This window comes from Shinella sp. Sh6 (assembly GCF_055392685.1).
In genome coordinates this window covers 2,581,808-2,603,342 of the sequence record NZ_AP044005.1, presented here as the reverse complement: position 1 = coordinate 2,603,342, position 21,535 = coordinate 2,581,808, and the positions used below count along the sequence as shown (strand labels likewise).

23 protein-coding genes are annotated in these 21,535 nt (G+C 67.3%); 9 read left to right on the top strand and 14 right to left on the bottom strand.

From position 1 onward, the window contains the following. Positions 1-25: 25 nt before the first annotated feature. The 4 genes from ACZ5TO_RS12495 to ACZ5TO_RS12480 are packed head-to-tail and all read right to left on the bottom strand — an operon-like array spanning position 26 to position 3,198. Positions 26-754, bottom strand: a complete 729-nt coding sequence (locus ACZ5TO_RS12495) for an amino acid ABC transporter ATP-binding protein (RefSeq protein WP_464798316.1) — start codon at positions 752-754, stop codon at positions 26-28. Further along, positions 738-1,388 carry an amino acid ABC transporter permease gene (locus tag ACZ5TO_RS12490; protein ID WP_464798315.1) on the bottom strand — a complete coding sequence of 217 codons (651 nt, stop codon included), beginning with the start codon at positions 1,386-1,388 and terminating at the stop codon, positions 738-740. The genes ACZ5TO_RS12495 and ACZ5TO_RS12490 overlap by 17 nt, the downstream gene beginning before the upstream one ends. A gap of 14 nt (positions 1,389-1,402) precedes the next feature. Then, complete coding sequence (locus tag ACZ5TO_RS12485; protein WP_184144237.1) at positions 1,403-2,086, bottom strand: amino acid ABC transporter permease; 684 nt, start codon at positions 2,084-2,086, stop codon at positions 1,403-1,405. Then, positions 2,083-3,198, bottom strand: coding sequence for a mannitol dehydrogenase family protein (locus ACZ5TO_RS12480; protein ID WP_464798314.1), 1,116 nt, complete (start codon positions 3,196-3,198; stop codon positions 2,083-2,085). The genes ACZ5TO_RS12485 and ACZ5TO_RS12480 overlap by 4 nt, the downstream gene beginning before the upstream one ends. A gap of 194 nt (positions 3,199-3,392) precedes the next feature. Between ACZ5TO_RS12480 and ACZ5TO_RS12475 the strand changes: the two genes are divergently transcribed. Continuing rightward, entirely contained in the window at positions 3,393-4,289 is an 897-nt protein-coding gene (locus ACZ5TO_RS12475; protein WP_464798313.1) for an FCD domain-containing protein, read from the top strand. A gap of 57 nt (positions 4,290-4,346) precedes the next feature. Here ACZ5TO_RS12475 and ACZ5TO_RS12470 read toward each other — a convergent pair whose 3' ends face one another. The 3 genes from ACZ5TO_RS12470 to ACZ5TO_RS12460 form a co-directional block, all read right to left on the bottom strand. Further along, the gene (locus ACZ5TO_RS12470) at positions 4,347-5,348 is read right to left on the bottom strand and encodes an ABC transporter substrate-binding protein (RefSeq protein WP_184144243.1); all 1,002 of its coding nucleotides are present in this window, start codon (positions 5,346-5,348) and stop codon (positions 4,347-4,349) included. A gap of 67 nt (positions 5,349-5,415) precedes the next feature. Beyond that, the gene (locus tag ACZ5TO_RS12465; protein WP_464798312.1) at positions 5,416-6,243 is read right to left on the bottom strand and encodes a pyrroline-5-carboxylate reductase family protein; all 828 of its coding nucleotides are present in this window, start codon (positions 6,241-6,243) and stop codon (positions 5,416-5,418) included. Next, the gene (locus tag ACZ5TO_RS12460; RefSeq protein WP_464798311.1) at positions 6,224-6,853 is read right to left on the bottom strand and encodes a TetR/AcrR family transcriptional regulator; all 630 of its coding nucleotides are present in this window, start codon (positions 6,851-6,853) and stop codon (positions 6,224-6,226) included. Before ACZ5TO_RS12460 ends, ACZ5TO_RS12465 begins: the two co-directional genes overlap by 20 nt. 148 nt (positions 6,854-7,001) lie before the next feature. Between ACZ5TO_RS12460 and ACZ5TO_RS12455 the strand changes: the two genes are divergently transcribed. Together ACZ5TO_RS12455 and ACZ5TO_RS12450 are read left to right on the top strand one after the other, a co-directional pair. Then, positions 7,002-9,038, top strand: coding sequence for an oxidoreductase (locus ACZ5TO_RS12455; protein WP_464798310.1), 2,037 nt, complete (start codon positions 7,002-7,004; stop codon positions 9,036-9,038). Between the two features lies 1 nt (position 9,039). After that, positions 9,040-9,636 carry a dimethylsulfonioproprionate lyase family protein gene (locus ACZ5TO_RS12450; protein ID WP_464798309.1) on the top strand — a complete coding sequence of 199 codons (597 nt, stop codon included), beginning with the start codon at positions 9,040-9,042 and terminating at the stop codon, positions 9,634-9,636. Between the two features lie 6 nt (positions 9,637-9,642). Here the strand turns inward: ACZ5TO_RS12450 and ACZ5TO_RS12445 are convergent, their stop codons facing one another. The 6 genes from ACZ5TO_RS12445 to ACZ5TO_RS12420 are packed head-to-tail and all read right to left on the bottom strand — an operon-like array spanning position 9,643 to position 14,118. After that, entirely contained in the window at positions 9,643-9,975 is a 333-nt protein-coding gene (locus ACZ5TO_RS12445) for a hypothetical protein (RefSeq protein WP_464798308.1), read from the bottom strand. Next, a complete protein-coding gene (locus tag ACZ5TO_RS12440; protein WP_464798307.1) occupies positions 9,972-10,859 on the bottom strand; it encodes an NAD(P)-dependent oxidoreductase in 888 nt (295 codons plus the stop codon). Before ACZ5TO_RS12440 ends, ACZ5TO_RS12445 begins: the two co-directional genes overlap by 4 nt. Further along, the gene (locus tag ACZ5TO_RS12435) at positions 10,856-11,338 is read right to left on the bottom strand and encodes a gluconokinase (RefSeq protein ID WP_464798306.1); all 483 of its coding nucleotides are present in this window, start codon (positions 11,336-11,338) and stop codon (positions 10,856-10,858) included. Before ACZ5TO_RS12435 ends, ACZ5TO_RS12440 begins: the two co-directional genes overlap by 4 nt. A gap of 22 nt (positions 11,339-11,360) precedes the next feature. Further along, positions 11,361-12,116, bottom strand: a complete 756-nt coding sequence (locus ACZ5TO_RS12430) for an SDR family oxidoreductase (RefSeq protein WP_464798305.1) — start codon at positions 12,114-12,116, stop codon at positions 11,361-11,363. Between the two features lie 12 nt (positions 12,117-12,128). Continuing rightward, on the bottom strand, positions 12,129-13,160 hold the full coding sequence (locus ACZ5TO_RS12425) for an L-idonate 5-dehydrogenase (protein ID WP_464798304.1): 1,032 nt from the start codon (positions 13,158-13,160) through the stop codon (positions 12,129-12,131). Positions 13,161-13,170: 10 nt separating this feature from the next. After that, positions 13,171-14,118, bottom strand: coding sequence for a 2-hydroxyacid dehydrogenase (locus tag ACZ5TO_RS12420; protein WP_464798303.1), 948 nt, complete (start codon positions 14,116-14,118; stop codon positions 13,171-13,173). Positions 14,119-14,283: 165 nt separating this feature from the next. Between ACZ5TO_RS12420 and ACZ5TO_RS12415 the strand changes: the two genes are divergently transcribed. From ACZ5TO_RS12415 to ACZ5TO_RS12390, 6 genes are all read left to right on the top strand, one after another. Then, entirely contained in the window at positions 14,284-15,780 is a 1,497-nt protein-coding gene (locus tag ACZ5TO_RS12415) for a sugar ABC transporter ATP-binding protein (protein ID WP_464798302.1), read from the top strand. Between the two features lie 16 nt (positions 15,781-15,796). After that, entirely contained in the window at positions 15,797-16,852 is a 1,056-nt protein-coding gene (locus ACZ5TO_RS12410) for an ABC transporter permease (RefSeq protein WP_184147042.1), read from the top strand. 37 nt (positions 16,853-16,889) lie between these two features. Then, on the top strand, positions 16,890-17,990 hold the full coding sequence (locus ACZ5TO_RS12405; RefSeq protein WP_184147043.1) for a substrate-binding domain-containing protein: 1,101 nt from the start codon (positions 16,890-16,892) through the stop codon (positions 17,988-17,990). Between the two features lie 89 nt (positions 17,991-18,079). Then, positions 18,080-18,991: an SMP-30/gluconolactonase/LRE family protein gene (locus ACZ5TO_RS12400; protein ID WP_464798301.1), complete on the top strand. Its 912-nt coding sequence runs from the start codon at positions 18,080-18,082 to the stop codon at positions 18,989-18,991. Continuing rightward, positions 18,991-19,422: a GlcG/HbpS family heme-binding protein gene (locus tag ACZ5TO_RS12395; protein ID WP_464798300.1), complete on the top strand. Its 432-nt coding sequence runs from the start codon at positions 18,991-18,993 to the stop codon at positions 19,420-19,422. Before ACZ5TO_RS12400 ends, ACZ5TO_RS12395 begins: the two co-directional genes overlap by 1 nt. Continuing rightward, positions 19,419-20,429 carry a LacI family DNA-binding transcriptional regulator gene (locus tag ACZ5TO_RS12390; RefSeq protein ID WP_184147049.1) on the top strand — a complete coding sequence of 337 codons (1,011 nt, stop codon included), beginning with the start codon at positions 19,419-19,421 and terminating at the stop codon, positions 20,427-20,429. Before ACZ5TO_RS12395 ends, ACZ5TO_RS12390 begins: the two co-directional genes overlap by 4 nt. A 9-nt stretch (positions 20,430-20,438) precedes the next feature. Here ACZ5TO_RS12390 and ACZ5TO_RS12385 read toward each other — a convergent pair whose 3' ends face one another. Then, on the bottom strand, positions 20,439-21,527 hold the full coding sequence (locus ACZ5TO_RS12385) for an ABC transporter ATP-binding protein (RefSeq protein ID WP_464798299.1): 1,089 nt from the start codon (positions 21,525-21,527) through the stop codon (positions 20,439-20,441). Between the last annotated feature and the right edge of the window lie 8 nt (positions 21,528-21,535).

Here is a 21,535-nt window from a genome sequence, read left to right as displayed (position 1 = left end):
CTCCTCCTTGAGACGTTGCGATGGGTCAAAGGTCGTTGCTGAGGAACTCGGCGAGTTCCTTCGTCTGCGGGTTGGCGAGCATCGCGCCGGGGCCGGTCTCCCAGACCTTGCCCTGGTGCATGAAGATCACCTTGCTGGCCACCTTGCGGGCGAAGGCCATCTCGTGGGTCACGAGGATCATGCTCATGCCGCCGCGGGCGAGATCCTCCATGACGCGCAGCACCTCGCCGGTGAGCTGCGGGTCGAGCGCCGAGGTCACCTCGTCGAAGAGCATCAGCTTCGGCTGCATGGCGAGCGAGCGGGCGATGGCGACGCGCTGCTGCTGGCCGCCGGAAAGCTGTTCGGGGTAGTTGTCGGCCTTTTCGGCAAGGCCGACCTTCGCCAGCACTTCCTCTGCGAGCCGGCGCGCCTCGGCCTTGCCCATGCTCTTCACGCAGGTCGGGGCGAGCATGATGTTCTGCGCCACCGTCAGGTGCGGGAAGAGGTTGTAGCTCTGGAAGACGATGCCGACGTCGCGGCGAAGCGCCCGCCGGTCGAGCTCCGGGTCGTGGACCTTGTGGCCGCACACGACGATCTCGCCGCTGTCGATGGTCTCCAGCGCGTTGATGCAGCGCAGCGCCGTCGACTTGCCGGAGCCCGATGCGCCGATCACCGCGACCACCTCGCCGGCGGCGACGTCGAAGCTGACCCCCTTGAGGACCTGCAGGGCCCCGAAGCTCTTGTGCACATTGCTGAGGCTAACGACGGCCGGCATTGAGTTTCCTTTCCAGGCTGCGGCTCCAGGCCGAGAGGGGATAGCAGATGACGAAGTAGAAGGCGGCGACCACGATGAAGACCGTGAAGGGTTCGAAGATCGTGTTGTTGACCAGCTTGCCGGCCTGGGCGAGCTCGACGAAGCCGACGACCGAGGCGAGCGAGGTGTTCTTGACGATCTGCACGAGGAAGCCGACCGTCGGGGCCGTGGCGATGCGCATGGCCTGCGGCAGGATCACCCGCACCATGCGCTGCCAGCGGGTGAGCGCCAGGCATTCGGCCGCCTCCCACTGGGTCTTCGGTACGGATTCGAGGCACCCGCGCCAGATCTCCGCCAGGAAGGCGGAGGAATAGATGACGAGGCCGAGGCCGGCTGCGACGATGGCCGGCAGGCTGTCGAAGCCGACGACGGCAAGGCCGAAATAGAAGAGGAACAGCGTGACGAGCAGCGGCGTGCCCTGCACGATCTGGATATAGGTGCCGGCGCAGCGCCGGACGAACGGGACCGGCGAGATGCGGGCGAGCGCCAGGGCGAAGCCGAGGATGGAACCGCTGACGAAGGCGATGACCGAAAGGCCGACGGTCCAGAGCGCGCCGGTGGCGATGAACTCGATATGGACGGGTGTGAGCGACATGTCCGGTTCCCCCCTCAGATGGCCGTGCCGAGCTTGCGCCGGCGCGGGAAGATGACGAGGGCGAAGAGGGTGAAGGCGAGCCGCACCACGAAGGACAGGATGATGTAGAGCACCCCGGTGACGATATAGGTCTCGAAGGAGCGGAACGTGTCCGACTGGATGCGGTTGGCGACCGCCGTCAGCTCCTCGGCGGAGATCTGGGAGGTGATCGAGGAAGCGAGCATCAGCAGCACGTACTGGCTGGTGAGCGCCGGATAGACGCGCTCGATGGCCGGGCGCACGATGACGTGCCAGTAGGTCTGGGTGCGCGTCAGTCCGAGACATTCGGCCGCTTCGAGCTGCGACTTGTGGATCGATTCGAGGCCGGCGCGCACGATCTCGCAGGTATAGGCCCCGACATTGACGACGAGGGCCGCGACGGCGGCGGTGTTCGCCGTCACCTTCAGCCCCAGCGAGGCGAAGCCGAAATAGACGAGGAATATCTGCACGAGCAGCGGCGTGTTGCGGATCATTTCGACATAGATCGCCACCACCGTCTTCAGCCAGCGCGGGCCCTCCGCCCGCGCGACGGCGCAGAGCGTGCCGACGACGAAGCCGAAGATCGTTGCGAGCGCCGAGAGCTTCAGCGTGAGCCAGACGCCCTCCAGGAAGAGCGGCCAGTAGGGCAGGAGCGCGGAGAAATCGAACTGGTAGGTCATGCCGCCGCCCTGTGCCCGGAAACGATGGAGGAAAGGACGGGGGCGGGGGTGCCGGCCCAGTCGAGGAAGGCGGCGATGCGCCGCTCGACCTTCAGCGCATGGTTGCCGGCGATGTCGGCGATGCGGTGGTCGAGATAGGGATTGCGGAAGCGGTCCATGGTGGTGGCGACGTAGGCGCGCGCCGCGTCCTCCATGCCATGTACGGCAAAGCCCGGCAGGACCTCGTCGGCGTAGATCGCGGCAAGGCGCGCGGCGACGGCGGGGTCCGCGAGGATTTCCCGCACCGTCTCGCCCTCCGGCCGGCCCTCGCGCCGCCAGATATCGGCAAGCACGGTATGGCCGAGGTTGAGGATGTGCAGCTTCAGCCGCTCGAAGGGTTCGAGATCGTCCGTCAGGACGATGGAGGGGTGCTCGCAGGGCAGGCGCAGGCCCGGCGCGCGCTCGATCGCCCAGAGCGCATAGGGCTCGGCGACGGCCCCGGCCGGCTCCAGCGGCGCGGAGACGATGCGGTCGACCAGCGTGTTGGCGAAGAGCACGTCATCGTCGAGATAGCGCAGGAATTCCGCGGAGGCGCCGGCCGTCACGGCAAGATCGCGGACGATGGCTTTGAGCATCGGGCCGTTGCGGTTGACGAGTTCGCAGGGCAGCACCGTCAGCGGCCGGCCGCCGCGCTGCCAGCGGGCGTGGAGAAGCTGGAGGAGCTTGCCGGGGAAGGAGGCGAGGGGGGCGTCGAGCGCAAGGCCTTTGGCGGCCTCGTCCGGGTCGGCCGCATAGCCGGCATCGCCCGTGTTGGAGAGGATGAAATCCGCCTCGCCCGCGAAGAGATCGATCACCTCGGCCCAGTCGCGGCTGGTCGAGAGGCCGCGCGAAACGCTTCTCACGGCCACGCGGCGCTCGACCGGCACGCCGTTCTCAAGGCCGCGGATGACGACCGGGAAACCGGCGGGATCGGCGAAGGCGGCCAGCCGGCCGGCCCGCTCGGCCGAGCCCGAGGTCTGGACGATGACGACCGGCGGCACGTCCTGTCCGGCCTCGCGGGCCTCGTGCAGGAAGAGGTCCGCATGGGCCTGGAGGAAACGGCTCGTGCCGAACTGAAGGACAAGCCCCGTCATCGGCCGGCACCGGGCGCGCAACAGCAAGGGAAATGGGTGCAAGGGCGCGTTGCGCGCCCATTGGCCGTTTGCATGAACTCCTCCTTCCACACAGGCGGTCTGTTCTTTTTGAATAAAAGACATTCCCTTGACAGGCAATCTGTTTTTTATATAAAAAAATCACATTAAAAAACAGCGTGGCCGGAGGGGGCGCCATGAAGACCAACACGCTCTACAAACGGACCTTCAACCAGTGCCTCGACCTTCTGGCGCGCAGCACCCCGGGTACGGTGCTTGCCTCCGAGCCTGCGCTCGCGGCAAGGCTCAAGGTCAGCCGGACGACGCTGCGCGCCGTGCTGGCGGGGCTTGCGGGCGCCGGCATCGTTGCGCTGGAGGGGCGTTCGAAGGTGCTGCTGCGCCTGCCGCGCGGGGAGGATTATCTTGCCGGCACCGACCTGGAGCCGCTTGCGGACATGGTGGAGCGCAAGTTCATGACCTGGATGGTCGGGCCCGATTGCAGCCCCGGCCAGAGCATCAATGCGCTCGACCTCGCGCGCCAGTTCGGCGTCTCAACCTCGGCGATCCGCGAATGCCTCAGCACGTTCAGCCATTTCGGCCTGCTGGAGCGGCAGAGCAACGGGCGCTGGCGGGCGCTCGGCCTGACGGTGGATTTCGTGGCCGAGCTCTTCGACATGCGTGAATTCATGGAGTTCCGGGCGATGGAGCGCTTCGTGGCGCTGCCGTCCGATCATCCCGCCTGGCGCACGCTGGCCGGGCTGGAACAGGAGCACCGCGACATGCTGGCCGACATCGACCGGCGCTACCGGGATTTCTCCAATCTCGACCACCGTTTCCACCGGCTGGTCAACGGCACGGCGCCCAACCGCTTCTTCATCAACATCCAGGGCGTGATGTCGGTGATCTTCCACTACCATTACCAATGGAACAAGAAGGACGAGCGGGAGCGCAACAAGGTCGCCGTCGAAGAGCACCTTGCCTATATCGCCGCCTTGCAGACCGGCGACCTGCAACAGGCGCGCCATGCCTGCGGCGAGCACCTGAAGACCGCCCGCTCGACGCTCCTCACCTCGATCGAGATCGCCACGGACTGAGACGGCGGGAAGGTGCGATGCGCGCGGGGCGCATCGCAGCCGGGCATGGCGGCGCCCTCAGAGCGCGGCTTCGACCTTGGCGGCGGCTTCCGGGGAAACCCACTCCTTCCAGATGTCGGGGTTTTCCTCGAGGAAGTGCTTGGCGCCGTCCTCGCCGCTGGCCTGGTTGTCGGTCATCCAGGCCATCAGCTTGTTGATGGTCGCGTTGCTCCACGAGCGCTTCTTCAGGTAGTCCATGACCTCGGGGCCTGCCTTTTCGGAGAACGGCTTGGCGACGAGCGTCACGATGGTGTCGACCGGCCAGGCGCTCGGCTTCGGATCCGGGCAGTCGGCAACAGTGTTGCAGCGCTTCCATTCGGCCGCATCGTAGGGAACGCCGGCTTCGAGCTGCACCATCTCGTACTTGCCGAGGAGGGCGGTCGGCGCCCAGTAGTAGCCGGCCCAGGGCTGCTGGCGTTCATAGGCCTTGGCGATGGAGCCGTCGAGGCCGGCGGCCGAGCCCGTGTCGATCAGCGTCCAGCCGGCCTTCTCCGCTTCGAAGGCCTTGTAGAGCTGCGCGGTCACCACGGTGCCGCCCCAGCCCTGCGGGCCGTTGTAGATCGCGCCCTTGCTCGGGTCCTCCGGGGCGGGGAACAGGTCGGGGTGCTTCAGGAGATCGGGAATGGTCTTGATGTCCGGGTGGGCGTCGGCGAAGTATTTCGGGATCCACCAGCCCTGCACGCCGCCGTCGGGAAGCGGCGAGCCGACCGTGATGATGCGGCCTTCCTCCGTGCCTTTCTTGACGACGTCGGGCAGGAGGTCGATCCAGGCCTCGGGGGCGATGTCCGGCTCGCCCTTCTCGGCCATCGAGGTGATGGTCGGCACGGTGTCGCCGATGGTGATCTCGGCGTTGCAGCCGTAGCCTTCGTTGAGGATGATCTTGTCGAGGTTGGAGATCACCTCGGCGCTCTGCCAGTTCATGCTGGCGATGGTGACGTTTCCGCAGTCGGCTGCGCTGGCGAACGAGGATCCGGCGATGGTTCCGAGAAGGAGGCATGTCGATGCAAGCAGTTTGTTCATTATCGTTCCCTCTGTGTGCGGCTTGTCTTGCCGGGCGGGGTGCCGCGTAGGCCCGCCCGCAACGGCGCTAGGGCGTTTTTCCCATGCGTGCCGATTTCTCGAAGGCCGCGGTGAGCCCGCGCGCCACAGCGGTGCCAAAGCCCGCCGAATTCATCGCCTCGATCGCCGCCGCCGTGGTGCCGTGATAGTCGAGGAAGGTCCTGACCGTCTCGGCGGGACAGTCGTCTCGCCGTTCCAGGAGCCGCCCGGCGCCGACGAGGACCGTGTTGACCGCGCGCCGCGCGACCTCCCGGTCGAGGCCGTGCGCGACGGCATCCGCCATCATCGCTTCGGCGAGCAGCGCGGGAAAGGCGGGGCCGGAGCCGGTAAGGCCGGTGAGATAGTCGATCTCCGCTTCGGAGCGCACCTCGTCCTCTACCCCGCAGGCACCGAAGATCGCGCGGACGATCCTGCGGTCGTCCTCGCCGGCACCGTCGCTGGCGATCCAGGGCGTATAGGATTTGCGGACCTCGGCGGCCGCGTTCGGCAGGGTGCGCACGGCGCGGCGCGTCCCGTGCTGCGCGCAGAGGGCGGAAAGGCGGATGCCGGCCATGACGGAGATGACGAGCTTGTCTTTCGCATCGACGGCGAGGAGCCGCCAGTCGGCCGGGCGGACGGAAAGGACGATGACGTCCGAGCGGTCGGCGAGCGCCTGGTTGTCCGTGGTCCAGAAGGCGCCGGGAAAGCGGTCCGGGCGCTGCCGGCGATAGGAGAGGGCAAGGTCCGAAGGGGCGGCGATGCCCGCATCCAGCACGGCGGCGGCGATTGCCCCGCCCAGCCAGCCGGCACCGCCGATCACGCCGATCCTCAAGCCCCTGCCTTCGTCCACCCTGTCCTCACTCCGGTTTGTATCCATGCCGCGCGAAGAAACGGTCGAGTTCCCGTTGCTGGGGGATCTGGCCGGTATAGATCGCGATATATTCGGGGATGCGCTTCATGCGCAGCGCAAGGTCCTCGCGGGACTGCATCGAGATGTAGCCGATCTGGACGAGATAGGTCGTGCGCGCGCGGACATCCGCCGGCCCTTCCTCATAGCCGAAGCGCATGAACATGCGGCCGAGCGCCTCCACGCGCACCCGGTCGGCCTCCTGCACCTCGGTCAGGATGTCCGGCGATTGCAGCGCCCAGCTGCGCACGGCGAATTCGAACTGGGAATCGAAGAGGTCCTTGTTCAGCCAGCAGTCGAAGACGTTCAGCATCGCCTCGGCAAGCGATTCCGCATAGGCCTCGGACTGTCTGACGAGGTTGCCGGTGTTCTTTTCCCGCCAGCGCGTAATGAGCGCGCCCAGCAATTCCTCCCGGTCCTTGAAGAACCAGTAGAAGCTGGTGCGGGAGAGATTGAGCCGCTTGGCGAGCGGCAGGATCTTCACCGAATCCACGCCGGATTCGAGCAGGGAGTCGTAGGCTGCCTCCAGCCAACCCTCCTGAGAACCTCGCCAACCGCTGTCGCTCGTCGCCTGTTCCATGACCGTCTCCTAACAAATCCCGCCGATGCTGACAAGCAAAATGTACATGAGTGTTCATATGAAGAACTGCTGTGTCAATTTATCTTGACACTTGTGTACATTCACGCTTACCGTTTTGATGAAGTCCCCTTAGACCGGAGCCCGTCGCATGTCGAACGATCCTCTCCTCCAGCCCTTCCAACTGAAGCACCTGACCCTCAGAAATCGCATCATCGTCACCTCGCACGAGCCGGCCTACCCCGAGGACGGCATGCCGAAGGGCCGCTACCGCGCCTATACGGTGGAGCGGGCGCGCGGCGGGGTGGCGATGACGATGACGGCCGGCTCCGCGGCGGTCTCGAAGGACAGCCCGCCGGTCTTCAACAACCTGCTCGCCTACAAGGACGAGATCGTCCCGTGGATCCGGGAGATGACCGACGCCGTGCACGAAGCGGGCGCGGCGATCATGATCCAGCTCACCCATCTCGGCCGACGCACGCGCTGGGACAAGGGCGACTGGCTGCCCGTCGTCGCCCCCTCGCATCACCGCGAGGCCGCGCACCGGGCCTTTCCCAAGAAGCTGGAAGACTGGGACATCGAGCGCATCATCAAGGATTTCGCCGATGCCGCCGAGCGCATGAAGGCGGGCGGCATGGACGGCGTGGAGCTGGAGGCCTACGGCCACCTCATCGACCAGTTCACCTCGCCGCTCACCAACGAGCTCGACGGTCCCTATGGCGGCGATCTGGACAACCGCATGCGCTTCTGTTTCGACGTCTTCAGGGCGATGCGGAAACGGGTCGGCGACGACTTCATCCTCGGCGTGCGCTACACGGCCGACGAATGTCTCCCCGGCGGGACCGGAAAGGCCGAGGGCCTTGAAATCTCCCGCCGCCTCAAGGAAAGCGGCCTCATCGACTATCTCAACGTCATCCGCGGCCATATCGATACGGACCCGGGCCTGACCGACGTCATCCCGATCCAGGGCATGGCGAGCGCGCCGCATCTCGATTTCGCCGGCGAGGTGCGCGCCGCGACGAAGTTCCCGACCTTCCACGCTGCCAAGATTCAGGATGTGGCGACCGCCCGTCATGCCATCGCGGCCGGCAAGGTCGACATGATCGGCATGACGCGCGCGCACATGACCGACCCGCATATCGTGCGCAAGATCATCGAGAAGCGCGAGGACGACATCCGCCCCTGCGTCGGCGCGAACTACTGTCTCGACCGCATCTACCAGGGCGGCCTTGCCTTCTGCATCCACAACGCGGCGACCGGCCGCGAGGAGACGATGCCGCACACCATCCCGAAGGCGGAGGTGCGCCGGAAGGTGGTCGTCGTCGGCGCCGGCCCGGCCGGGCTGGAGGCGGCGCGCGTTTGTGCCGAGCGCGGCCACGAGGTCGTCGTCTTCGAGGCGGCGAACGATCCCGGCGGCCAGATCCGGCTGACGGCGCTCAGCGAGCGCCGGCGCGAGATGATCGGCATCATCGACTGGCGCATGAGCCAGTGCGAGAAGCACGGCGTCACCTTCCACTTCAACACCTGGGCGGATGCGGACACGGTGCTGGCCGAAAAGCCGGACGTCGTCATCGTTGCGACGGGCGGCCTGCCGCACACGGACGTCCTCACCAGGGGCAACGAGCTCGTCGTCTCCTCCTGGGACATCATCTCGGGTGACGTGAAGCCGGGCGCCAACGTGCTCGTCTTCGACGATGCCGGCGACCATGCGGGCCTGCAGGCGGCCGAGTTCATCGCCAGGGCCGGCGGCAAGGTCGAGATCATGACGCCGGACCGATCCTTCGCGCCGGAGGTCATGGCGATGAACCTCGTGCCCTACATGCGCTCGCTGCAGAAGCTCGATGCGACCTTCACCGTCACCTACAGGCTGGAATCGGCGGAGAAGAGCGGCAACCAGATCATCGCCCATGTCGGCAGCGACTACGGCGGCGTTTCCAGGCAGCGCACGGTCGATCAGATCGTCGTCAACCACGGCACCATTCCGCTGGACGACCTCTATTTCGAGCTGAAGCCCGGCTCGAAGAACCTCGGCGCGGTGTCCTACGACGCGCTGGTCACTGGCGAGCCGCAGGGCCTCGACCGCAATCCGGACGGCGCCTACCAGCTCTTCCGCATCGGCGACGCGGTCGCCGCCCGCAACACGCATGCGGCGATCTACGATGCGCTGCGCCTTGCCAAGGATCTCTGACATGGCCCGGAGCGGCGCATTGCAGGATTTCCTCGACGCGGCCTTCGCCGCCTATGACAGGTTCGCGAAAGACCCGGAGGGCCGCCGGTCGCTCGCGCGGATCGTGGAGCGCCTGAAGACGCCCGGGCCGGAGCGGCCCGGTATCGGGAAACGGCTCGCCGTCTGCGACGCGCATCTCGATACGGTCCTTGCGGCCGGGACCGGCGAACCCCTGCTCGATACGCTGGCCGAACGGTTCCGGGCAATCGAGCCGCTGCTGGAATGGAAGGCGCGGCCGGGCGACAGCACGGCGAGCGAGAATTTCCCGGCGGGCCATGCCAATGCGATGATCGTCGGGCCGGGCGGGCTGGAAGACCGCAGGGACGTGTGGCTCGGCGTGAGCCTGCTGGCGCCGGACGTGCGCTATCCCGATCACGACCACGCGCCGGAGGAAACCTACCTCGTCCTGACGGAAGGCGAGTTCATGCACGGCAATTCCGGCTGGTTCACGCCGGGCGTCGGCGGCTCCTTCCACAACACGCCGGGCATCCGCCACGCCATGCGCTCGGGCGGCAGGCCGCTCTTCGCCTTCTGGGCGCTCCTGCCGCAAGAAGCCTAAAGGCCGTCAGAGCCTGTATTCGTTTGCGAGCGTGACATGGTGGTGGATGCGGCCGTCGAAGAATTCGGCAAGCACCGCCTCGGTCGCCGCGCGGGCCGCGGTTCGCGCGGGGCTGGCAAGCGCCTCTTCCACGGCCTGAAGGCTCGGATAGTTGACGGCGAGGATCATCGGATATTCCGGCGCCCCCTCGTCGCGGCTCTCGGCGAAGCAGACGCGCACGTCGGTCGCGTGCGGGAACTCTTTCCACTTCGGCAGGATGCGTTCGATCACGGCCTTGCGGAAGGCATCCGTCCTGCCCTCCTTCACCTTGCCCTCGAACAATGCGTAGCGGGTGATCATGCGAAGTTCTCCTTGCTCGGGCCGCGGAAGAATTCCATCAGGGCCGCCTGGTCCTCCCCGCCGAGGCCTGCGGCCGTCAGCATGCGGTGGATCTCGGCGCAGGCCGCCGTCAGCGGCATGGCCGTGTTGGTGCGGCGGGCAAGGTCCTGCGCGCCGGAAAGGTCCTTCACCATGTTGTCGATGCGGCCGGTGCGGCGGTAGTCCTTCGCCACGAAGCGCGGCATGTATTCCTGCAGGATCGCGCTGTCGGCGCGACCGCCCTTCAGCGCCTGCGGAATCTTTGCCGCATCGACCCCGGCATCGAGCGCAAGCTGCGTCGCCTCGGCGACGGCAAGGAAGCCGAGGCCGCAGAGCACCTGGTTGATCAGCTTGGTCGTCTGTCCTGCGCCGACCGGACCCATATGGGTGTAGTTGCTCGCGACATGGCGCAGCACGGTATGCGCATCCTCGACGTCCTTCGCCGCGCCGCCGGCCATCAGCGTGAGCTCGCCGGTCAGCGCCTTCGGCGCGCCGCCGGAAAGGGGGCTGTCTACCCAGCGAAGGCCCTTTTCGGCGGCATCGGCCGCGAGCTCTTTCGTCGCCTCGGGATCGATCGACGACATGTCGATGATCAGCGTGCCGGGCCTTGCGCCTTCCGCCACGCCCGTCTGACCGAAGACGGCCTTACGCACGATGGCGGGCGCGTTGAGGCTGAGGATGACGTAGTCGCTCTCTGCAGCCGCTTCCGCCGCGCTCGACGCGGCATAGGCGCCCCTGTCGACCAGTGCCTGGCGCTTTTCCGGGCTGGGGTCGAAGACGGTGAGATGGTTGCCGGTCTCCGCAAGCCGCATGCCGATGGCGCCGCCCATGGCGCCCGCGCCGATCAGCGCTACCCTGTTGCTCATGGCACGCTCTCCTCAAGATGCGTTGCGATGTCGTCGACGATCCGCTCCAGCGGCCTGTCGATGTCGACGGTCACCGCGTTCTCGTCCGGGCCCGGCGGCTCGAGCGCGGCGAACTGGCTGTCGATGAGGCTTGCCGGCATGAAGTGCCCGGCGCGGGCGGCCATGCGGGTGGCGATCAGCTTCCTGCTGCCGGCGAGGTGCACGAAGAGCACGGGCGCACCGGCCTCCTTGCGGATGTGGTCGCGGTAGCGTCGCTTGAGGGCCGAGCAGCCGAGGATGAGGATGCCGTCCGGCGCGGCGAGCTTCTGCCCGACGAGGGTGAGCCAGGGCCAGCGGTCCTCGTCGGTCAATGCCTCGCCGCGGCTCATCTTGTCGATGTTCGCCTGCGGGTGCAGGTCGTCGCCGTCGAGATAGGTGGCGTCGAGGCGGGCGGCGAGCGCCGCGCCCACCGCCGACTTGCCGCAGCCGGCGACGCCCATAAGGACGATGCGCCGGTTTGCCTCAGAGCGAGGCCGTGATGCCGCCGTCGACATAGAGCGTGTGTCCGTTCACGAAAGAGGAAGCGTCGGAGGAAAGGAAGATGCAGGCGCCGACGAGCTCGTCGACTTTGCCCCACCGGCCGGCCGGCGTGCGCTTTTCCAGCCATGCGGAGAAGGCGGGATCGGCGACGAGGGCGGCATTCAGCGGCGTGTCGAAATAGCCGGGTGCGATGGCGTTGCATTGCAGGCCGTATTTCGCCCAGTCCGTCGCCATGCCCTTGGTGAGGTTGCCGACGGCGCCCTTGGTGGCCGTGTAGGGGGCGATGCCCGGGCGGGCCAGCGCGGTCTGCACGCTGGCGATGTTGATGATCTTGCCCGCCCCGCGCGCGATCATGTGGCGCGCGACGGCCTGGCCGACATTGAAGACGGAGGAGACGTTCGTCCGCAGCAGCCGCTCGAAGGCCTCGGCCGGAAAATCCTCCAGCGGCGTGCGGTACTGCATGCCGGCATTGTTGACGAGGATGTCGATGGCGCCGACCTCCGCCTCGAAGGCATCGACCGCCTTGCGCGTGGCCTCATGGTCGGTGGCGTCGAAGGCGAGCGTGTGCCCGGCGCCGAGGCTTTCCGCCGCCGCCTTCAGCCGGGCCTCGTCGCGGCCGTTGAGGATGACCTGCGCGCCCGCCGCCGCAAGGCCCTTCGCCAGCGCGAAGCCGATGCCCTGCGAGGAGCCGGTGACGAGGGCGCGCCGGCCCGTCAGGTCGAAGAGTTGGATGCTCATGTGGTCGTGTCCTCAGGAAAATGCGATCTGCGTCTTCATCGACTGGCCCTTGTCGGAGGCGATCTCGAAGGCCTGAAAGGCGTCGGCGAGCGGCAGGGTGTGGGTGATCAGCGGCTTGACGTCGATGAGGCCGCCCTGCATCAGCTTCACCGCCACGGCGAATTCCTCATGAAAGCGGAAGGAGCCGCGCAGGTCCAGTTCCTTGGCGGTGATCGCCATCATCGGCAGGCTCATCTCGCCGCCGAGGCCGAGCTGGACGATGACGCCGCGCGGGCGCAGCGCATGGATGCCGGCAACGAGCGCGGGCTGCGCGCCCGAGCATTCGTAGAGGACGTCGAAAGTGCCCTTGTTCTCGCTGAAGGGGAGAAGGCCGTCGCTGTTTTCCGACAGGTTGACCGTGCGGTCCGCACCGACGGCGCGGGCAAAGCCGAGCGCGCGTTCGGAAAGGTCGGCCGCGACGATCTCGGCGGCGCCGGCTCGTCTCGCGGCAAGGATGGAGAGGGTGCCGATCGGCCCGCAGCCGGTGACGAGAACGCGCTTGCCCAGCATCTCGCCGGCGCGGCGCGTGGCGTGCAGCGTCACCGAGAGCGGTTCGGCCATCGCGGCTTCCCCGGCCGAGACCCCGTCGGCCTTCACGCACTGGCTGGCATTGGCGACCAGCCGCTCGCGGAAGGCGCCCTGGATATGCGGGAAGGGCATCGCGGAACCGTAGAACCGCATGTTGAAGCAATGGTTCGGCAGGCCCTTGAGGCAATATTCGCAGGCCCCGCAGGGGCGCGAGGGCGAGACGGCGACGAGATCGCCGACGGCAAGGCCGGAGACGCCTTCGCCAAGGGCGGAAATATGGCCGGAGACCTCGTGGCCGAGGATCATCGGTTCCTTGAGGCGCACCGTGCCGAAGCCGCCGTGGTTGTAATAATGCAGGTCCGAGCCGCAGATGCCGCCGCTCGCAAGGCGGATCTCCACCTCGCCGGGGCCGGGCGCGGCAAGGGCGCTTTCCTCGACCCGCAGGTCCTTCGGGGCATGGATGACGATGGCTTTCATGGCATTACCCTCACAGGACCGGGGTCGGCAGCGGCCGGCCGTCGAAATGGGCCGACAGGTTGTCGAAGACGAGCTGGCCCATGGCCTTGCGAGTCTCCACCGTGCCGGAAGCCATATGCGGCTGCAAGAGCACGTTGTCGAGCGCGAGGAAGCGCGGGTTGAGGTTCGGTTCTCCTTCGAAGACGTCGAGCGCGGCCGAGCCGAGCGTCCTGGCCTCCAGCGCATCGAGAAGTGCGTTTTCGTCGATATTGGAGGCGCGCGAGATGTTGATCAGCATGCCGTCGGGCCCCAGCGCCTCGATGACCTTGCGGCCGACGATGTGGCGCGTCTCGGCCGAGGCGGCGAGCGTGACGAAGAGGAAATCCGAGCGTTCGGCAAGCGCGACCGGATCGGCGACGAAGGTCCAGTCCCTGGCGAAGTCCTTCGGGCCGGTATCGCTGTAGGCGATGTCCATGTCGAAGCCGGCGAGGCGCTTTGCCACTTCGTAGCCGATGCGGCCGAGGCCGAGGATGCCGGCGCGACGGCCGTGCACGCGGCGCTTCAGCGGATAGAGGCCCTTGGCCGCCCAGTCGCCGCTGCGGACCCAGCGCTCGCCGCCGATCATGCCGCGCGCCTCGGCGAGCATCATGGCGACGCCGAGGTCGGCGACGTCCTTGGTCAGCACGTCAGGCGTGTTGGTGACGCGGATGCCGCGCTCGCGGGCCGCGGCAAGGTCGACCGCATCGAAGCCGACGCCGTAGACGGAGATTACCTCCAGCTTCGGCAATGCCTCGATCATCGCCCGGTTGGCGCCGAGCTCGCCGCGCGTGGCGATGCCGCGGATACTGGCGCCATGCTCGGCAAGGAACGCCGCCTTGTCGGCCGCCTCGAAATAGCGGTGCATGGTGAAATGTGCATCCAGACGCTCCTGGTCCCATTCGGGGTAGGGGCCAACCTGCAATAGCTCGATCTTGCTCACGACATGTCCTTCGGAAGGTGGCTTGTTATCGATAACATATTCCGCTTTGGAGAATTGTCCAGCCTCAAATTGCATTCGTTAGCGTCATGGAAAATGCCGCTTGACACCGATGTTATCGATACCATATCAATATCGTATGGCCTCATCGTGCTTTGGGAGGAGCGGATGGATACGGACACGCTTCTGAAATTCCGTGCCGTCTCGAAGGAGTTCGGCGGCACCAGGGCTTTGACGAGCGTATCGCTCGATCTCAAGCGGGGCGAGATCCTGGCGCTGCTCGGCGAGAACGGCGCGGGCAAATCCACCCTCATCAAGACGCTTGCCGGCATCTACCGGCCGGACGGCGGCGAGATCCTCTTTCGCGGCGAGCCCTACCAGCACCGTCCGCCCCGGCCCAACGAGCGCCAGTCCGTCGCCTTCATCCACCAGGACCTCGGCCTCATCGAATGGATGACGGTCGCCGAGAATGTCGGCCTCGCGCAGGGCTTTTCCATGCGCCGCAAGCTGATCGACTGGAACGCGACGGCGCGGCGCACCGCCGAGGCGCTGAAGCTGGTCGGCTGCGATTTCGACCCGTCCACCCGCGTGCAGAACCTCACGCGCACCGAAAAGTCGCTGGTCGCCATCGCCCGCGCGCTGGCGGTGGAGGCGGACGTGCTCGTCCTCGACGAGCCGACCGCCAGCCTTCCGGCCGACGAGGTGGAGCGCCTGTTCGCCGCCATCCGCCCGCTGAAGGAGCGGGGCGTCGCGATGATCTACGTCTCGCACCGGCTCGACGAGATTTTCCGCATCGCCGACCGCGTCGCTGTCCTGCGCGACGGGCACCTCGTCGGCGAGACGGCGGTGGCCGCCACCAATCCGGACGAGCTCATCCGCATGATCATCGGCGACAAGGCCGGCCAGCTCTTCGCCAAGGCGCATTCGGCGCCCGGCGAGACGCTGGTTTCGGTGCGCGACCTGACCTGCCGCGGCGCCGGCCCCGTCTCCTTCGAATTGCGGCAGGGCGAGCTTCTCGGCCTCGTCGGCCTGCGCGGCGCGGGGCAGGAACTGATCGGCCGCGCGCTCTTCGGCGCCGAGCCCGCGACGGGCGCGGTGACGGTCCGCGGCGCGCGCCCGGACCTTGCGAGCCCCGAGACGGCGATCGCCTCCGGCATCGGCCTCATTGCCCGCGACCGCACGGAGGAGTCCGTCGCCATGTCGCTGTCGCTTCGGGAAAACACCTTCCTCAATCCCGGCGCCTCCGGCCGCGGGCTTGCCGCCTTCCTCTCCCCGGCGAAGGAGGCGGAGATGGCCTTCGCGCTCGGCGAGAAGGTGGGCCTTCGCCCGAACGACCAGTCGCTCGCCATCGAGGCGCTGTCGGGCGGCAACCAGCAGAAGGTCGTCGTCGGCCGCTGGCTTGCGACCGGCCGCAAGCTGCTGATCGCCGAGGATCCGACCGCCGGCGTCGACGTCGGCGCCAAGGCCGATATCTACCGCCTCATCGCCGCGGCGGTGGAGGAGGGGCTCGCCGTCCTCGTGATCTCCACGGATTTCGAGGAGATCGCCCATATCTGCCACCGGGCGCTGGTCTTCTCGCGCGGGCGCATCGTCCGCGAGCTTGCCGGCGCCGACCTCACCACATCCGCCGTCATTGCGGCCGCCTCCGCTTCCGAAGCGGCCTGATCCCGGGAGAAAGCCGATGCAATCCATCCAGTCCACCGCGCTCGAGCCGACACCCGCCGAGATGAAGGGCCTTTCGGGCGGCGAGAAGCTGAAGCGGCTCCTGCCCGTCTACGGCCTCGTGATCCTGACGGCGCTGTTGATCCTCATCTTCTCCGTTCTCCTGCCCGATACGTTCCCGACGCTCCTGAACCTGCGCTCGATCATCGCCAACAAGACGATCATCGCCATCCTCTCGCTCGCCGCGATGATCCCCATGGCCTGCGGGCGCATCGACCTCACCATCGGCTACGGCATCGTGCTCTGGCATATCCTCGCCATCAGCCTGCAGACCATGTTCGGCCTGCCCTGGCCGGTCGCCGTGGCGGTCGTCCTCGTGCTCGGCGCGGTGACGGGCCTCCTCAACGGCCTTCTCGTCGAGGTCGCCAAGATCGACAGCTTCATCGCCACGCTCGGCACGGGCACCGTCATCTATGCCGTCGCGCTCTGGCACACGGGCGGCCGGCAGGTCGTCGGCGTCCTGCCGGACGGCTTCCTCGCGCTCAACGGCACCATGCTCTTCGGCCTGCCGATCACCGGCTTCTACGTGCTGGCGCTGGCGCTCGTGATGTGGATCGTGCTCGAATACCTGCCGATCGGCCGCTACGTCTACGCCATCGGCGCGAACCCGAAGGCGGCCGCCCTCAACGGCATTCCCGTCCGCCGCTTCGTCATCGGCGCCTTCATCGCCTCGGGCGTGCTCTCGGCCGTCGCCGGCGTGCTGCTCGCCTCGCGCCTTCGCATCGGCCAGGCGAGCGTCGGCCTCGAATACCTGCTGCCGGCGCTGGTCGGCGCCTTCCTCGGCTCCACCACCATCAAGCCCGGCCGCGTCAACGTCTGGGGCACGGTGATCGGCGTCGTCATCCTCGCCGTCGGCATTGCCGGCATCCAGCAGTTCGGCGGTTCCTTCTTCGTCGAGCCGCTCTTCAACGGCGTCACGCTGCTCGTCGCCATCGGCATTGCCGGCTACGCCCAGCGCCGCCGCGGCGTCGTCGGCGCGCTGAAGCCCAAGGCCGCGCCGGAAAAGACGTCCTGACCACGCATTCGTTCACGTCCAAAGGGAGGACACAATCGTGAAACGCAGACACTTCCTCGCAACCACCGCCGCCGCCGTGCTCACCGTGGCGCTCGCCGGCCCCGCCTTCGCCGATGCCATGGCCGACGCCAAGGCGGTCGTGGAGAAATACGCCACCAAGGTCGACAAGTGGGACGGCCCGACGAGCGGCCCGAAGGCCGCCGACGGCAAGACCGTCGTGGTGGTCGCCGCCGACATGAAGAACGGCGGCATCCTCGGCGTCGTCAACGGCATCCAGGAAGCGGCCTCCGCCATCGGCTGGACCGTGACCGTGGTGGACGGCGCCGGCTCCATCGAGGGCCGCACCGCCTCCTTCGGCCAGGCGCTGACGCTGAAGCCGGGCGGCATCATCATCGCCGGCTTCGACGCCGTCGAGCAGAAGCCGGCCATGGAAGAGGCCAAGAAGGCCGGCATTCCCATGGTCGCCTGGCACGCCGCGCCTGCGGTCGGCCCGGTCGAGGAGGTCGGCGTCTTCGCCAACGTGACGACGGATGCGATGGAGGTCTCCAAGGCCGCCGCCGACTATGCCTTCGTCGATGCCGGCGGCAAGCCGGGCGTGATCATCTTCACCGATTCCACCTATGCCATCGCCATCGCCAAGGCCGACAAGATGAAGGCCGAGATCGAGGCGCTGGGCGGCAAGGTGCTGGAATATGTCGATACGCCCATTGCCGAGACCTCGCAGCGCATGCCGCAGCTCACCACGACGCTGCTCCAGAAGTACGGCGACCAGTGGACCCATTCGCTGGCGATCAACGACATCTATTTCGACTTCATGGGCCCGTCGCTCTCGGCGGCCGGCATTGCCGGCGACGGCGCGCCGAAGAGCGTTGCGGCCGGCGACGGCTCGGAAAGCGCCTACCAGCGCATCCGCGCCAGGCAGTACCAGTCGGTGACGGTGGCCGAGCCCCTGAACCTGCAGGGCTGGCAGCTCGTCGACGAACTGAACCGCGCCTTTGCCGGCGAGCAGTGGTCGGGCTATGTCTCGCCGCTCCATGTCGTGACGGTCGACAATGTCGAGTTCGACGGCGGGCCGAAGAACACCTTCGACCCGGACAACGGCTACCGCGACGAATACAAGAAGATCTGGGGCAAGTAAGTCTTCCTCCCGGCACGTCGGGCGGCGCTTGCGCTGTCCCGGCGGGCCGGTATTCTGCGCCGCGTCTGTTTTGAGAGGAGAGGAACGGAATGTCGTTTTTTGAGGCGGAAGAGCCGGAATTTTCCACCTTCGTGCTGGGCAACGCCCCGCTCAAGAAGCTGGCCGGCGGGTTCGACTGGGTCGAGGGGCCGGTCTGGTTCGGCGACCACGACTGCCTCCTGTTCTCCGACATCCCGAACAACCGCATGCTGCGCTGGAGCGCCACGCTCGGCATCACCACCTTCCGCGAGCCGTCCAACTTCGCCAACGGCAACACGCGCGACCGCGAGGGCCGGCTCGTCACCTGCGAGCACGGCACGCGCCGCGTCACCCGCACGGAGCATGACGGTTCCATCACCGTCATCGCCGACAGCTACGAGGGCAAGCGGCTGAACTCGCCCAACGACGTCGTCGTTACCTCGGACGGGGCGATCTGGTTCACCGATCCGCATTACGGCATCGGCTCTGACTACGAGGGCACCCGCAGCGAGCAGGAACTGCCCTGCAACGTCTACCGAGTCGACCCGCGGTCCGGCCATGTCCGCGCGGTGCTCACCGATTTCAACTGCCCGAACGGCCTTGCCTTCAGCCCGGACGAGCGGCGCCTCTACGTCGCCGATACCGGCCGCATGTTCACCGACGATCCGCGCCATATCCGCGTCTTCGATGTCGCCGCGGACTGGACGCTTGCGGGCGGCGACGTCTTCCACATCATCTCTCCCGGCTGCGCCGACGGCATGCGCGTCGATGCGGCGGGCAACCTCTGGTCCTCGGCCGGCGACGGGGTGCACTGCATCGCCCCGGACGGCCGGCGCCTTGGAAAGATCCTCGTGCCGGAGACCGTTTCCAACATCTGCTTCGGCGGGCGGCATCGCCACCGCCTCTTCATCACCGCGACCACCTCGATCTATGCCGTCTCGCTCGCCATCCGCGGCGGGACGCGGCCGCAGGCGGGGGCGTGATGGCGTTCGTGGAGGCGACCGCACGGCTGACCGACGAGGGGCTTTCCGCCATGCTGGCGGCTGCGATGGCGGCGGCCAAGGCCATGGGCCAGCCGCAATGCATCGTCGTCGTCGATCCGAGCGGCGTGACGCTCGCCGCCTTCCGCATGGCCGGCTCGCGCTATCTTTCCTTGAAGAGCGCGACCGCCAAGGCCCGCACCGCCGCCTCCATCGGCGCGCCGAGCGACAGCGTGCCGGAGCCGGTGCGCCCGGCCATCGCAGCGGCGACGGACGGGGCCGTCACGGGCTTGCGCGGCGGCCTGCCGATCCGCGTCGGCGGCGTGCTCCTCGGCGGCATCGGTGTCGGCTCGGGATCGGGCGAGCAGGACGAGACGGTCGCCCGCGCGGCGCTTTCGGCCATCGGCGCCGATACGATGGGGCAGGCGGCATGAAGAACGACAAGGCCCCGACCATGGCGGACATCGCCCGCAAGACGGGCGTTTCCCCCATGACCGTGTCGCGCGCCTTCAAGTCCGGCAGCATGATCAACAAGGATACGCGCGATGCGATCCTGAAGGCGGCCGAGGACCTCGGCTACGTCTTCGATTCCACCGCCTCGAACCTTCGCTCGCAGAAGACGGATTTCATCGCCGTCACCATCCCCTCCATCAACAATGCGAACTTCGCCGATACGGTGGGCGGCCTTTCCGAGACGCTGAGCGTGCACGGCTTCCAGATCCTGCTCGGCTATACGAACTACGATACGGAGGAGGAGGAGCGGCTGATCGAGCAGCTTCTGCGCCGCAAGCCGCAGGCCATCGTCGTCACCGGCGGCAAGCATACGCCGCGCGCGCGAAAACTGCTGGAAAACGCCAATGTGCCGGTGATCGAGACCTGGGACGTGCCGGCCGAGCCGATCGGCCATTTCGTCGGCTTTTCCAACGCGAATGCCGTGCGCGCCATGGTCGATCATTTCGTGGCGGTCGGCTATACGCGCATCGCCTTCATCGGCGGCGATGCGAGCCGCGACACGCGCGGCAGCGACCGCCGCCTCGGCTTCATCGCGGCGCTGCGCGACCATGGGCTCGATGCTTCGCGGCTGATCCACGGCGGCGTGCCGCCCATCTCCATGCGGGAGGGGGCGAACGCCATGGCGCGGCTGCTTGCCGAATATCCCGACACGGAAGCGGTGATCTGCGTCTCGGACCTTTCGGCCTTCGGCGCGCTCACGGAATGCCAGCGCCGGGGCGTCGCGGTGCCGGGGCGCATCGCCATCGGCGGCTTCGGCGACTACGAGATCGGCGGCATCAGCGTACCGGCGCTGACGACCATCAATGCGCGGGCGCGCCAGATCGGCGAGCGCACTGGGCAATTGATCCTCGACCTCCTCCAGGACCGGCAGGACGTCAGCGACATCACGATCGAGCCCGAGCTGATCGTGCGCGAAAGCAGCCGGTAAGCCCTCAAACTATCGGATACGCTTGCCCGCCTCGTCGAAGAGGAAGGATTTCGCCGCGGAAAGGCCGACCGTCAGCCGGTCGCTGCCGTCCGCCCCGCGGAAGCTCCCGTGCTCGACGATGATGCGCTCCTCCGCCGAGGCATTGGCATAGACATAGCTGGTATTGCCGAGATGCTCGGCGACGTCGACGTCGAGGACCATGTCGGCGTCGCCCGTGCCGGCCGGCCGGAAATGCTCCGGCCGCACGCCGAGGCTCATCGTATCGCCGGGCCGCACCGCCGACGTGCGGAGGGAAAAGCCGAGCGTCACGTCCGGCTGGCTTTCGAGCGCCACGGTGACGCGGCCCTCCCCGGCCGTCACGACGCGCGCCTTCAGGAAGTTCATGCGCGGCGAGCCGATGAAGCCGGCGACGAAGGTGTTGTCGGGGTCGTCGTAGAGGTCGAGCGGCGCGCCGACCTGCTCGACCACGCCGGCGCGCAAGACGACGATCTTGTCGGCGAGCGTCATCGCCTCCACCTGGTCGTGGGTGACGTAGATGACGGTGGATTTCAGCGCCTTGTGCAGCTTGGCGATCTCCACGCGCATATGCACGCGCAATTCCGCGTCGAGGTTGGAGAGCGGCTCGTCGAAGAGGAAGACGTCCGGGTTGCGCACGATGGCGCGGCCGATGGCGACGCGCTGGCGCTGGCCGCCGGAAAGCGCCTTGGGCTTGCGCTCCATCAGGGGCCCAAGTTCGAGGATGCGGGCGGCGTCGTTGACGCGCCGCTCGATCTCCTCCTTCGCCATGCCGGCGAATTTCAGCGCGAAGCCCATGTTCTCGCGCACCGTCATGTGCGGATAGAGCGCATAGGACTGGAAGACCATGGCGATGCCGCGCTTCGACGGATCGACGTCGTTCATCACCGCGCCGCCGATGGCAAGCTCGCCGGAGGTGATGTCCTCGAGGCCCGCGATCATGCGCAGCAGCGTCGATTTCCCGCAGCCGGACGGGCCGACGAAGACGACGAACTCGCCCGTTTCGATGGAGAGGTCAACGCCCTTGATGATGTCGAGCGCGCCGAAGCGCTTGCGTATGTCGGTGAGGCGAACATCGGCCATGGCGGGAC